Source organism: Azospirillum sp. B510, from assembly GCF_000010725.1.
In the GTDB taxonomy this organism is placed as follows: domain Bacteria; phylum Pseudomonadota; class Alphaproteobacteria; order Azospirillales; family Azospirillaceae; genus Azospirillum; species Azospirillum lipoferum_B.
The window spans coordinates 29,635-42,668 of record NC_013856.1; the positions used below are offsets into that span (position 1 = coordinate 29,635).

General features: G+C 69.2%; 10 protein-coding genes. 1 reads left to right on the top strand and 9 read right to left on the bottom strand.

Annotated elements, in window-relative coordinates; translation table 11 throughout:
- Positions 1-35: 35 nt before the first annotated feature.
- Positions 36-1,079 carry an L-idonate 5-dehydrogenase gene (locus AZL_RS21500; protein ID WP_012976566.1) on the bottom strand — a complete coding sequence of 348 codons (1,044 nt, stop codon included), beginning with the start codon at positions 1,077-1,079 and terminating at the stop codon, positions 36-38.
- A 59-nt stretch (positions 1,080-1,138) separates the two neighbouring features.
- A complete protein-coding gene (locus AZL_RS21505) occupies positions 1,139-1,912 on the bottom strand; it encodes a glucose 1-dehydrogenase (RefSeq protein WP_012976567.1) in 774 nt (257 codons plus the stop codon).
- Positions 1,913-2,091: 179 nt separating this feature from the next.
- Here AZL_RS21505 and AZL_RS21510 point away from each other — a divergent pair, with 179 nt between their 5' ends.
- Positions 2,092-2,985, top strand: a complete 894-nt coding sequence (locus AZL_RS21510; protein ID WP_012976568.1) for a LysR family transcriptional regulator — start codon at positions 2,092-2,094, stop codon at positions 2,983-2,985.
- Positions 2,986-3,134: 149 nt separating this feature from the next.
- Here AZL_RS21510 and AZL_RS21515 read toward each other — a convergent pair whose 3' ends face one another.
- The 7 genes from AZL_RS21515 to AZL_RS21545 form a co-directional block, all read right to left on the bottom strand.
- On the bottom strand, positions 3,135-4,325 hold the full coding sequence (locus AZL_RS21515; RefSeq protein WP_012976569.1) for a tetratricopeptide repeat protein: 1,191 nt from the start codon (positions 4,323-4,325) through the stop codon (positions 3,135-3,137).
- Between the two features lie 69 nt (positions 4,326-4,394).
- On the bottom strand, positions 4,395-5,912 hold the full coding sequence (locus tag AZL_RS21520) for a mechanosensitive ion channel family protein (protein ID WP_042444953.1): 1,518 nt from the start codon (positions 5,910-5,912) through the stop codon (positions 4,395-4,397).
- A gap of 32 nt (positions 5,913-5,944) precedes the next feature.
- A complete protein-coding gene (locus AZL_RS21525; RefSeq protein WP_012976571.1) occupies positions 5,945-7,894 on the bottom strand; it encodes a HAMP domain-containing methyl-accepting chemotaxis protein in 1,950 nt (649 codons plus the stop codon).
- A gap of 28 nt (positions 7,895-7,922) precedes the next feature.
- Positions 7,923-9,335, bottom strand: coding sequence for a chemotaxis protein CheW (locus AZL_RS21530; protein ID WP_158306005.1), 1,413 nt, complete (start codon positions 9,333-9,335; stop codon positions 7,923-7,925).
- A 19-nt stretch (positions 9,336-9,354) separates the two neighbouring features.
- Positions 9,355-10,443, bottom strand: a complete 1,089-nt coding sequence (locus tag AZL_RS21535) for a hypothetical protein (protein ID WP_012976573.1) — start codon at positions 10,441-10,443, stop codon at positions 9,355-9,357.
- Between the two features lie 491 nt (positions 10,444-10,934).
- A complete protein-coding gene (locus AZL_RS33570; RefSeq protein ID WP_052293736.1) occupies positions 10,935-11,915 on the bottom strand; it encodes an MlaA family lipoprotein in 981 nt (326 codons plus the stop codon).
- Positions 11,916-12,001: 86 nt separating this feature from the next.
- Entirely contained in the window at positions 12,002-12,898 is an 897-nt protein-coding gene (locus AZL_RS21545) for a COG4223 family protein (protein ID WP_148219574.1), read from the bottom strand.
- Positions 12,899-13,034 lie beyond the last annotated feature (136 nt).

The following is a 13,034-nucleotide window of genomic DNA, read 5'->3' on the forward strand; positions in this document are numbered from 1 at the left end:
GGTGTGTCCGGCCGTCGCCTGGAAGCGGGGCGGCCTTATTCGAAGAGAATCTGCACCTTCGAGTGGCGGCTGCGGTCGGAGGCCATTTCGAAGGCGCGCACCGCCTCGCCGAGCGGCAGGCTGCCGGTGATGATCGGGGTGACGTCGATCCGCCGTTCCTTGATCAGGCGGGCCGCCGTGGCGAACTCCTCATGGAAGCGGAAGGCGCCGCGCAGGGACAACTCCTTGCCGACCAGCGTGCCGAGCGGCAGCTGGGTGTTGCCGCCCATGCCGACCTGGACGATGGTACCGCGCGGGCGGACCACCGGCAGGATGCTCTCCAGCACCGGACCGGCGCCGGTGCATTCGATGGCGACGTCGAACCAGCCCTTGTCGGCCAGGAACTCGGCACGGGCGAGGCCCTCTCCATCGGCGGCGCTGATGGTGGCGGTCGCCCCCATGGCGGCAGCCTTCTCCAGCGCGTTGGCCTGGAGATCGGTCGACACCACGTCGACCGCTCCGGCCTGACGGGCGGCGGCGACCACCAGGGCGCCGATGGGGCCGGCGCCGGTGACGAGAACCCGTTTGCCGGCGATGGATCCCGCCTGCCGCACGGCATGGAGCGCCACCGACAGGGGTTCGCAGCAGGCGGCCTCGCCCAGGCTCACGACCTCACCGATCGGCTCGCAGCGGTTGGCCTTGATGACGATCCGCTCGCGGAAGGCGCCCTGGCTGTGGGGGAAGCGCATGGCGCTGCCCCAGAACCACATGTCGGTGCAATGCTGCTGTTCACCGGCAAGGCAGAAGCGGCAGTGGCCGCAGGGGCTGCTGGGGTTGAGGGCGACGCGGTCGCCGGGACGCAGGGCGGTCACGCCGGCCCCCACCGCCTCGATGGTGCCGGCGACCTCGTGGCCGAGCACCATCGGCTGGCGCACCCGCACGGTGCCGAAGCCGCCATGCTGGTAATAGTGGAGGTCGGAGCCGCAGATGCCGCCGGCGCCGACCCGCACCAGAACCTCCCCCTCGCCCGGCGCGCCGAGCGGCACGGCCTCGACGCGCAGATCCTTTTCGGCGTGGATGACGCAAGCCCTGGTTTCCATGACGATTCCCCTTTTCCTTCCGGCGCTTGCCGCGCGCTTCGATAAGATTTCCTAAGAGTTTACACGCAGGAGGTCAGCCCGCCGTCGACATAGAGGACCTGGCCGTTGACGAAATCGGCGGCGGCCGACGACAGGAACACCGCCGCCCCCACCAGCTCCTCGACCTTGCCCCAGCGCCCGGCCGGCGTGCGGCGGCACAGCCAGCTGGAGAACTCGTCGTTCTCGACCAGCGCCTTGTTCATCTCGGTGGCGAAATAGCCGGGAGCGATGCCGTTGACCTGCAAGCCATGCTTGGCCCAGTCGGTGCACTGCGCCTTGGTGAACATCGCGACCGCGCCCTTGGTGGCGGCGTAGGGGGCGATGGTCGGCCGCGCCAGCATGCTCTGGACCGAGCAGATGTTGATGATCTTGCCGCGTCCGCGCGGGATCATATGGCGGGCGACGGCCTGCGAGACATGGAAGACGCTCGACAGGTTGACCTTGAGGATGGCGTCCCAGTCTTCCGGCTTGAACTCCTCCAGCGGGGCGCGGCGCTGGATCCCGGCATTGTTGACCAGGATGTCGATCGGGCCGACCGTCTCCTCGACCCGGGCCACCGCATCGGCGGCGTCCTGGTGCGCGGTGACGTCGAACACCGAATAGCCGGTGCGGTGGCCGGCGCCGCGAAGCTCCTCGGCGGCGGTGGCGACGCGCGATTCCTCGATGTCGTTCAGAATGATCTCGGCGCCCGCGGCGGCCAGACCGCGCGCCAGCGCGAAGCCGATGCCGCGCCCCGACCCGGTGACCAGGGCTCGCTTGCCGGACAGATCGAAAAGGCTGAAGTCAGTCGCCATTGCGTATCCTCTCCTCTGGACGTCGGGCGCCATGCGATGTCTTCCATCCATGGTTGTCGCCGTCTTTCGTCATGGATAGGACATAAACTTCTCTCTTGACCTTGAGCAAATATTATTCCATGATTACGGTTATCAAAAATTTTGATAATAAAGTAATAATCGGGAGGGGGAGTAGTAAAATGGAGCTGCGTGTTCTTCGGTCATTCGTCACTCTGGCGGAAGAACTGCATTTCGGCCGGGCATCCGAACGTCTCGGCATCGTGCAGCCGGCGTTGAGCATGCAGATCAAGGCGCTGGAACAGGAACTCGGCGTCCAGCTCTTCATCCGGGACCGGCACCGGGTGGAGCTGAGCCCGTCCGGCCAGCTCTTTCTCTCCGGCGCCCGCGCCACGCTGGATCAGGCGCAGCGCGCCGTCCAGCAGGTCCAGGCGAGCGAGCGCGGCGAGATCGGCCGGTTGCGCATCGGCTTCATCTCCTCGGTCCTGCCCTGGTACATGCCGGCGCTGCTCCGCCGCCTGCACGCGCTCTATCCCAGGATCGAGCTGGATTTGAAGGACATGCCGACCCCGGACCAGATCCGCGGGTTGAGGGAAAAACGCATCGATTTCGGGTTCCTGCGGCTGCCCATCGACGAGAAGGCGGTGGAATGCCGGGAGGTCCTGTCGGAATCCTTCATCGTCGCCTTTCCGCAGGAACATCCGCTCACCCGGCTGGCGGAAATCGCGCCGGCCGACCTGAGCGGCCAGCCCTGTTTCCTTTTGGCGCGGCGTTTCGCCCCAGGCTTCTGCGACGAGCTGATGCTGGCCCTGACCAGGCAGGGCCTGATCCCCAATATCGAGCGCGAGCTGGGGGAGTTCACCACCATGCTGGCGCTGGTCGGCGCCGGGATGGGCATCGGCATCCTGCCGAAGCTGGCCATGCCCTCCTGTCCGCCCGGCGTCGCCGTCCGGCCGCTGCGGCTTCCCGGCACGCTGTCGCGGGTGGGGCTGGCCTGGAGCGACCTGACGCCGGCATTGAACCGGACCTTCCATCGCGAGGCGCTGGCCGTCGCAGCGGAAGGGCAGGGCGGGTGAGGGGAGCCGCGAGGGTATCTGGGCGCGCGACTACGGCAGGGTCATCGCATTTCCCTCCCTTTTCCGGAACGGGAGAGGGCGATCATTGCCGGCGTGATGGAGGGGGAGGGGGTGCGGATGATCCGCGCGCCCCTCCGCCGTCCGGCCGCCTATTTGGCGACGGTGCTGTCCGACACCTTCACCGCCGCCGCCGGTGCCGCCGCCGCCGGCTTGGCGAGATCCTGGCGCAGATCGCTCGGCTTCAACGGCTCGCCCTTGCGCCAGGAGATGCGGTAATAGAGGCTGGCCACCTCGGGATAGGTTTCGAAATTGTCCAGGTTGGCGCGGGCCTTGGCCTGGTTCCGCTGGGCGCACACCACGTCGCCGCGCTCCGTGCAGAGTTCGGCGCGCAGCGACGGCACCAGGGCGCTGGTCGGATCCCAATATTCGGCGTCGTCGAGGGCGGCGATGGCTTGGTCGTAGCGGCCCATCCCCATGAAGGCGCCGGCGCGGATCAGGTCGCCCGCGGCCAGGATCGTGTAGGCGCGCTGATAGCGGGCGGCCTCCATCGCCGGCTTCAGATAGGTCTCCACCGCCTTCTCGTCATCCTTCACCAGCATGACGAAGGCGCGGTTGAGGCGGGGGAACAGCAGGGTCGGGTCGGTCTGGTCGGCCTCCTCGAACAGGCGGGCGGCCTCCTCCGGCTTGTCCTTGTGCAGGGCGACGATGCCGGCCATGTTGAGGATGCTGGCCCGCTCCCGGTAATAGCTCTTGGAGGCGTAGGCCTTCAGCTCGCGCCCGATCAACTCGTCCACCGGCGTGTAGTCGTGCTGACGGTCGGCGTCCTGGAGGGTGTAGACCAGGGTGACGTAGGGGGCCAGATGCTCCATCACCTGCGAGGCGGCGCGGCCCATCATGTCGGGCAGCGATTCATTGTCCTTGCGCTTGACGATGACGGGGAAGGGCGGCTCGTCCGGGTCGCGCACCATGGCGACGAGCTGGAGCTTGCCCTCCTTCTCGTCCTTGGCGAAGCTGCCGTTCACGGTGGCCGTCTTCATGCCGAAGGTGTGCTGCACGGCGGCGGTCATGTCCTCCAGCTTCAGCGTCTTGGCCAGCACCGCCCCCATGGTCTTGGCCTTGGTCGAGCGCACGCTGGGGCTGCCGTAATAGGACTTGGTGTCGCCGATCTCCTGCATCTTGGCGATGAACATGTCCTCGATGACGTCGCCCTTGGCCGTGCCCTTCGACAGCTCGTCGGGCATGTAAAGGCTGACGCTGACGCTGTCGGCATGCAGGACGGCATCGGTCGAGATGATGCCGAAGGCGGCCATGAAGGCGACCGCGAGAGAAATGGGATCCATGGTGTCACCTCTTCCTGACGTTCTGGTTGGTTGGAGCGTTCTGGTTGGAGTGGGCTGGTGTGGTCGTGGTCACCCGGCGTTCGCCGCCGGGCCCATGGTTGAGACGGGGCTGGAGACGGGGTTGGGGTTGGGGTTGGGGCGGGCGGTGGTGGCGGGAAACAGCTGGCGCATCTGGCGCAGGGTGTCGGCCACCCGCTCCTCCTCCTCGCCGGCGCGGTTGGGGGAGGCGGCGACGAGGTTGCGCGCCACCCGTTCCATGGCGTCGGGGTTGCCGCCGAACAGCGCCTGAAGGGCTTCGGAGCCGAATTCGCAGAGCAGGACCGGCGTGCGGCAGCGCACCGTGCTGCCATGGGCCTCGCCGCGCAGGATGGCGGGGTCGAACAGGTCGCCGGGGCGGAGCGTGGCCGGCAGCGGATCGCGCACCGACCGCCGCCCGGCATCGGCCGACAGCAGCCCCTCCAGCACGAGATGCAGCGAGGTTCCGGCCTCTCCCGCCTGGATCGCCACCTGTCCGGCCGGTCTCTCGCGCAGCGCCGCATGGCGGGCCAGCAGGCGCAGCGGCGCCTCGCCCACCCCGCGGAACAGGGCGGTGGCGCCGAGCAGGGCGACCAGACCGGCGCCGTCGGGGCCGGCGGCCCTGGTCCGGGCGGCGGTGCCGTCACTGGCGGATGCGCCCTCCGTCAGCACGGTCGCCGTCTCCAGCCCGGCGAAGGCCAGATGGGTCAGCACCGTTTGCAGGATCATCGGCGCGGCGTTGGCGAGGTGGCGCCATTCCGCCTTGTAGAAGATGGCGTATTCGATTCCCTCCAGCCGGATCGCCTTCACCTCGACCCAGGGCACCGGGGTGTCGGGGCCGGCGAGGCCGGTCATCGCCTCCAGCGCCGCCGCCTGGAGGATGCGGGTGGCGCGGGCCAGCGGCACGCGGGCATCCAGCGTCAGGGTGACGAAGCGGAAGCTGTTGGCCTCCGGCTGGCTGAAATTGGTGATGGTGAAGGCGCTGAACTTGCTGTTGGGGAAGATCACCAGATCGCCCATGAAGTCGCGCACGCGGGTGGTGCGCCAGCTGATCTCCAGCACCTGGCCGCTGATCTTGGCGTCGCCCGAGCGGTGGATCTGGATATATTCGCCGATGCGGATGGCGCGGTCGATGTTGAGCGCGATGCCGGCGAAGACGTCCTGCAACAGCTCGCGCAGCGCCATGCCGAGCACGAGGCCGGCGACGCCGGACGCCGCCCACAGCACCGTCAGATCCTGTTCGAAGACGATGCCGGCGCAGGCGGAGACGGCGATGCCGAAGATCACCAGGCCGGAGATCTGGCTGAGCAGCTTCGGCACCGGCGATCCGGTGGCCGACGCGACGAGGCCGTCGAAGATCACATATTGGACGATGCGCTGGACCAGCACCGCCAGCGACAGGAAGGCGGCGACGCCCAGCACGTATTTCAGCACGCGCCGGGTGCTGTCCATCGCCGCCAGCCCGAAGCCCTGGAAGCTGTCGCCCCCGAGATAGAAGCCGAACAGCACCACCATCGTGATCAGGAACGGCGCGGTCAGCTTGCCGGCCGCGAGGCGCAATCCCTCTTTCATGACGCTTTCCCCATGGCTCGGGCGTCGCCTTCTCACGCGGTGCGGATGCGGGCGGTTTCGGTTTGCAGGCGCTGGGCCATGTCGGTCAGCGCCGCCATGGTGGCGGAGATCTCCTCCGCCGCCCCGGCGGTCGCCTGCCCGGTCATGGAGAGCTGCTCGACCCGGTCCTTCAGCAGGCTGGCCATCGCGTTCTGCTCGTCGATGGCGGCGGCGATGGACTGGGCGGTGCTGCCGCTGTCGCGCGATGCCTGGACGATGCGGCCGATCGCCTCCGCCGCCTCGCCGGCGGCGTGCACGCCGGTCTCGACCCCGGCCGCCGCCTCGCGCACCAAGGTGCCGATGTCGCGGGTGGCGGCGGTGACATCCTCGGCCAGCGAGGAGATCTTGGCGGCGATCAGGCCGAAGCCGCGGCCGCTCTCCCCCGCCCGCACCGCTTCGAGCCCGGCGTTCAGCGCCAGCACATAGGTCTTGTCGGCGATGCCGGCGATCAGCGTGCTGATCCGCTCGATCCCCGCCGTCCGCTCGGCGATGCCGTCCACCGCCCGGCTGAGCGAGACCAGCGTGCGCTGGCCGTCCTCGGCGAGCTCCGCCGTGCCGCGCGCCAGTGCGCTGCCGCGCTCGGCGTTGCGGGCGATCTCGCCGATGGCGGCGGCGGTCTGTTCGATGGCGCCCGACACGTCGGTCAGCGTCACCATCTGGCCGGCGGCCTGGCGCGACACGTCGATGGCCGCCGCGGCCGTTTCCGACGCCGAGGTCGCGACCTGCTCGGTGGAGCCGTTGACCGCGCGCAGCACGGCGGCGAGCTGGGCGACCGCGCTGTTCAGGTTGTTCTTGATCGCGGCGAAGTCGCCCTGGTGGGCGCCGTCGATGGTCCGGGTGACGTCGCCCTGGGCCAGCGCCCCGGCGAAGCCGGAGATCTCGTCGAGCAGCAGGGCCAGCGCGTCGATGCTGCGGTTGACGTTGCCCTTCAGGGCGCGCAGGTCGCCCTCATAGGCCCCGGCCATGCGGCCGCGGATGTCGCCCGACGACAGTTTGGCCATCACCGCCGCCACCTCGAACAGCGGGGTGGTCAGCACCTCCACCAGTTCGTTGGCGCCGCGCACCAGCACGGCGAACTCGCCGGCATGGCGTTCCGGCTCGGCCCGGACCGACAGGGCGCCGCCGCGCGCCGCCTCGATCAGCTCGCGCAGGTCGCCGGCCACCGCCTTCAGCGTCGCGGCGATGCCGGCGGTGGCGCGCAGCATGTGGCCGATCTCGTCGCGCCGGCCGCCGTCGGACAGGGTGACGGACAGGTCGCCCCTGGCCATGCGGTCGATCACGTCGCGGGCCTGGCCGAGCGGCACGGTGATGGAGCGGATGATCATCACCCCCAGCGCCAGACCGACCAGCACGGCGCCGACCAGCAGCCCGATGGTCCGCCGGACGCTGAGGTCGTAGAGCGCGTCGTTCTCCTGGTAGACCGACTTGGCGACCGTCAGCTGAAGCTCGATCAGCGCCGACATCGCGTCGGACACCGGCTCGATCGCCGGATAGAGATCGTTGATCACGAAGCGGTCGAGCTGGTCGGAGCGGCCCGAGGCGAGAATGCTGCGCAGCCGGTCGGCGGCGCGGTCGGCGCTCGCCATCAGCGGTTCGGCCTTCGCCACCAGCGCCTTTTCCTCGTCGACCAGATATGTCGCCAGATAGGCGCGCCACTTGTCGCGGATGCCGGTGCGGGCGGCGTCGATGGCGGCCAGCGCGGTTTCGGCCGGCACGTTGCCGTTGCGCGCCTTGTGCGCCATGTCGACGATGTTGACGGCGTAGAGGTCGGCGATGACCTTCAGGTCGCGCAGCGGGACGACGCGGTCATTGTACACCGTGTCGAGCGCGTCGTTGCCCATCTTCATGCCATGCAGGCCGATCAGGCCGATGATGGCGGTGAAGGCATTGAGGACGACCACCAGGACCGCCAGCTTCTTGCCGATTTTCAGGTTCTTGAACATTGCGCCGGGGTACTCCTGCGGGGTCCGCTCAACGGATCGACAGCCAGCCGGCGAAGGACGCCCGCATGGCTTCACGGATGGTGTGTTGGGAATCTCGGGAATTCTGGGAATCCGGCCGCCAGGGACGGTCCCTTGCTTCCAGCCGCCAGGGGCGGTTGAAGGCGTCCGGCCGCAGCAGGCAGTCCAGGGCCGGGCTTTCCGCTGTTGACGGATGCGACGGACGCACCGCCCCGATTAGCGGCGCCAGCGGTCGGGGCAGCGGCGGTACCGGGCACCAGCCGCTGGCGCCGCTGGCGCCGATCCGCCGCGACAGCAGGGCGACGGGGCGGCGGCCATCGCGTTTCAGCACCACGCAGCCGGAAGGGGCGGACGGTCCGCCGAGGGCGGCGTCGATGTCGAAGGCGGCGACCGATCCGGGGAGGCGGGTCGGGTTCAGATCCCGCGGCTCCGGCCTCTCCCTCACCTCCAGCACCAGGGTGGCGGGGGCGACCAGGGTCAGCGGCCCGGCGGCGATCGCGACATGGCTATGGCCCGCCGAGGGCAGCGCCAGAGGGCGAACGGGCGGGCGGACGGACGGGCGGGCGGGATGCCCCGCCGCCTCCGCCGGCCAGTCCATCGGCCAGTCCATCGGCAGAATGCCGCCGGCCGAGGGGCGGATGATCTGGATCGGATGGCCGTAGCCGTCATCTCCGGCCCGCCACCACAGGGAGGCGCCGCCATCGGTGGCGACGGCGGTCAGCTCCGGCCGGGGCAGGCTGCGCAGGCCGAACAGCTCGGCGACTGTCAGGGCGATGTCACCCTCGGGGGTGCGCAGGCGCACGGCCCAGCCTTCCTCCTCCGGTCCCGCTTCGCCACCGGTCCAACCGGCCAGCGAGTGGGCGGGCAACAGATCGTCGTCCAGCGCCACCACCCGCCGGTGCCGGGGGGAGGCGCCATGGGCGGTCAGGAGTGACCCCGGACGACCGACGCTGTCGACCAGCGTCGCCGGAATGGCGAGGCGCCGTCCGCCGCTGCCGACCATCAGGACGTCGAGCGTGTCGGCCGCGCCATCGGTGAGGGCGGGGAGCGGCTGAGCCGGGGCCGCCGCCGGGGCCAGCCCGCCGGTCAGCGTGTCGGGGTCGATGTCCAGGGGGCCGGCGCCGGTCCCGCCCTGGTCGGGTTCACCCTCATCGGTCCCGCTCTCGTCCGGTCTGATCCGTTTCACCCGCAGCGACAGCGGCCCGGCCGCGCCGTCGAAGCGCAGGCTCCAGCGGCCGGAGCCCGGCTCCCCGCCATTCAGCGCGCACAGGTCGATCTGGGCGGCGGCCACGCCCTGGCTGAAGACCACCCCTTCATAGCCGGGCGGGGCGAAGGCCATCGGTGCGGCGGGAACCGCCAGATCGACGGAGACCAGGCGGTCGGCCGGCAGCAGGCAGCGGCGCCCGGCGACGAGAACCGTCACGCTCGCCTCCGCCATGCCGTCAGACGGCCGAGGCGATGGCATAGCCATTGGTCCCGATATAGCCGGCGAGGGCCGCCAGACCGAGCAGCAGGTTGGCGGCGCGGGCGAAGCGCGGGCAGCGCTTGTGGGTGAGCTGCATCAGCACCACGGCCAGCGCCGCGAGCAGGATGGCGACGAAGGTCGTGCTGACGATCACATCGGCCAGCGTGAAGGTGGAGGCGGGCGGCAGATAGCCGTCGAGCGCGTATTTGTTGCCGACCGCCGCGAACACCGCCGCCGCGCACAGGCCGATCCGCGATCCCGCCATCGACTCGAAATCGAGGAAGAAGGTGAGCAGCGCCAACAGGAAGGCGACGCCGAAGCCGACGAACAGGCTGCACAGCAGGCGCACGCCCTGGCGCTTGACGGTGATGGTCGCGACCACCCGCGAATAGACGCTGTCCTCCGACAGGGTCGGATCGCCATAGGAGGTGTTGTAGGTCACGTCCTGGGCCGTCAGCTCGAAGCCCTCGATGGTCCAGCCGGGAACGGTGGCGGCGGGATCGATGCGGCTGTTCTTGCTGTCGGCGACGAAGCGGATGCGGCCGGTGTCGGATTGGCCGTCCTCGATGGCGATCACCAGCTTTTGACGGTCGAAGGGGAAGTGGGCGATCTCCCAATCCTCCGCCAGCACCGTGTTGTGCTTTTCCTGCTGCCAGCGGATGCCCTTGCTGGTGTCGAGCGCCGCGAACTTCACGCTGTCCGACTTGGCGTTCACCACCTCGACCGTCGCATGCGGGTCGTAGTCGGGATTGTCCTGGAGATACCACATCCAGAAGGAGGCGTAGAAGGACCGCTTCGACATGTCGAAATCGAGAAGCTGGGTCACATACATGCCGACCTTGACCTCGGTCGGCCCGGCCGGCTTTTCCGCCGCCGCCGGCGGTGCGGCGGCTTCCCCGGCCATTGGAGTGGCGGCGGCGGGGGCGGGAGCGGCGGGAGGCGCGTCGGCCGCCGCCCATGACGGCGTGGCGGTCTGGGCGAGGATAAGGATCAGCAGTCCGGCCAGCAGCGTGCCGGCCAGCCGCCGGCCCGTCAGCACCGGCCCCGTCATTCTTGATTGTGTCACTGTGTTTCCTCCCCCGGGGGAATTGTTCGGCCTACGGGAAATTTTCAAACGAGAAAAAGACGCGTATATTTCAGAAGATCATGGAAGGTGTCAGAGACAAGGCGAGCGGGTTCCGGCCGAAAACCCGGTATGGATCTTCCTTTCTCAAATGTTAAGATCAATTGTTCGTAATTTTATTTATAAAGGAGAGGTTGGGTCAATTCGGACAACCCCTATGCCACACGCAATCTGCGGTTATTTCTCCGGCGAGCGGGCTGCAATTATTGCAGGCGTCCGGGGTGCGGGGAGGGGGCGCTCGTCGGCGGGTTCGCTTGCTGTCGAAGCCAAGCATGGCCCTGATCGACCGTCATCCCCGCGCAGGCGGGGATCCGGGAAACTTTCGCGCAAAGCGGCTGAAATGGCTGGTTTCCCGCCTTCGCGGGAATGACGCCGACGGAGGTCCAGGATCCTGGAAAGCTCGCGCGTGCCGGCCGGGATGCGCCACCGTCCGGCTATCGCGTCGCGACGGCGAAGTCCTGGAACAGGGACTGACCCTTGCGCGGTCCCGGGCGGCTGTCCTCGGGGAAGGCGATCTCGGGCGACGAGCGGACGCGCCGGGGCGGTGGCGGCGGGGCGGGAACCGGAACCGGCCCCTTGGCGGGAGCGATTTGGATCGGTTGGGCGCAGCGCTCCCGCCGCTGCTTCAGATAGGCGGCACGGGTGGCGTCGTAATCGGCCAGACGGATGTTCTTCGCTTCGATGTCGAACTGCCGGGTCGCGGTGATGTCGGCGGCCACCTCCACCGTCTCGGCGATGACGATGGTCTGGAGGCTGGCGCCGGTGCCGGCCGCCACCCCGGCGAAGGTCCACAGCACGGCGTTCATCAGGACGATGTCGGCGATGGCGTCACGGCCGGTGCGCGGCCCGATGAAGGGCAGCACGACATAGCCCATCTCCCCCACGCCGGAGCGGCACAGGCTGAGGCCGAGGTCGGTGTGGGTCGGGGTGAAGCCCCATTGGCTGGCGGTGTCGTAATAGCCGAGAACGCCGACCGTGCTGTTGATGCCGAAGCGCTCGACCGAGCGCCAGGCATTGCCGAATTCGCCGATCGCCGTGCTGGTGACCACGGTCAGCGGCTCGTTCACCAGATTGGAGATCACGTTCTGGACGCTGCCGGCCTTGGGATCCGGCGGTGCCGCCGGCGCCCCGCCGCGCATCCAGTCGCCAACCGCGTCGAGCCCGTCATAGAGATGGCGGTTGAAGCTGAAGACGGCGCGGCTGTAGCTGTCGAGCCATCCGCCCTCCGTTGCCGCGGCCGGGGCGGCGGCAGGGGGCGCAGTTGGGGGCGCAGTTGCGGGCGCAGCCGCCGCTGCCGGCGGCGGCGGTGCGGCCACCGCCAGTGCCGGAGGATTGGCGGCGGCGGCCGAAACCGTCCAGAGCGATGCGGCGATCACGGAGCCGAGCAGGCGGACCCTTCGGGAGTTGGAACTCATCCAGCCACACCTTGCCAATTTTCTCTTCCCATCGGCCACCGCGCCGGCGCCGTATCCTGGCGGCAGGACAGCCTCAGGATTCGCTCTCAGGATTTGGGGGCGATCCGGCCGACACTGGTCACCACCATCTCGGCGATGCGGTCGATCGCCTGGTTGGCGGCGATCCGCGCCCGCGCATCCTCCATCCAGCCACGGGCCGGGCCGGTGGAGGCGAGGTCGAGCGCGTTCAACTGCGCCATGGCGCCCGGCAGATTGCCCTCGGCCAGAAGCGCCTGCGCCTGTTCGGCGATCATCGCCGGCCGGACCGCCTCCGGTTCGACCGCGACCGGGCTCCAGCCGGTGACGTTCGACAGCCATTTGACCGGCAGCGGCCGGGGATCGGCACGGCCGGCGGCGTCGGTGACCGCCGCGAAATCCTGGCGGAGCTGGCTTTCCACCGGGATGCCGTTGGCGGCGTAAGCCTCCACCGCGGTCAGCAGCGGCTCCAACTCGTCCAGCTTGCCGCCGAGCGCGCGGACCGCCTTCAGCTCCGCGTCGAAGGGAACCGGCCGGCGCAGGGTCGCGCGCAGTTGGAGCAGCGCCACCACCCGGATCCGGGCGTCGGTGTTGGCGATCACCGCGTTGGCGGAGGCGCCCTGTTCGGTCGATTTGGCCAGCGTCGCCGTCAGCTCGCTGACCTTGCGGTCCAGCTCGGCGACGGAGCGGGCGAGACGGCCGGTCTCGACCTCCTGGCGGGCCTGCCATTCCAACCCGGCCGGCTGAAGCCGGAAAAGCCGGTAGAGCGGCGGCGACCAGTAGGGCGCGGTCAGCGTGGCGGCAAGCGCCACCGAGGACAGGATCAGTGGCAGCGACGAGGCCCGCCGGTCGGAAGACGGGGCCGGCAGCGGCGGCAGGATCGGGATCTGCGACGGGGGAATCGCCTGGGCGGAGTGAACCCAGCCGTCCGGCTCGCCCTCCGGCGTCCCGGAATCCGCTGTCTTCAAGTCCGCTGTCTTCAAGTCCGATGCCTTCGAGTCCTGTGCGGCGGCTCGCTTTTCGACGTCCGCATCCGTGATCATGATCCGCTTCCCCGTTGCACGGTACCCACTCCCCTCAATGTTACCTCAAAAGAGTTCCCGC

What these genes read in the sequence shown, in the direction of transcription:
- AZL_RS21500 (WP_012976566.1), bottom strand. Translation starts at nt 1,079, where the DNA reads ATGGAAACCAGGGCTTGCGTCATCCACGCCGAAAAGGATCTGCGCGTC.
- AZL_RS21510 (WP_012976568.1), top strand. Translation starts at nt 2,092, where the DNA reads ATGGAGCTGCGTGTTCTTCGGTCATTCGTCACTCTGGCGGAAGAACTG.
- AZL_RS21520 (WP_042444953.1), bottom strand. Translation starts at nt 5,912, where the DNA reads ATGAAAGAGGGATTGCGCCTCGCGGCCGGCAAGCTGACCGCGCCGTTC.
- AZL_RS21525 (WP_012976571.1), bottom strand. Translation starts at nt 7,894, where the DNA reads ATGTTCAAGAACCTGAAAATCGGCAAGAAGCTGGCGGTCCTGGTGGTC.
- AZL_RS21505 (WP_012976567.1), bottom strand. Translation starts at nt 1,912, where the DNA reads ATGGCGACTGACTTCAGCCTTTTCGATCTGTCCGGCAAGCGAGCCCTG.
- AZL_RS33570 (WP_052293736.1), bottom strand. Translation starts at nt 11,915, where the DNA reads ATGAGTTCCAACTCCCGAAGGGTCCGCCTGCTCGGCTCCGTGATCGCC.
- AZL_RS21515 (WP_012976569.1), bottom strand. Translation starts at nt 4,325, where the DNA reads ATGGATCCCATTTCTCTCGCGGTCGCCTTCATGGCCGCCTTCGGCATC.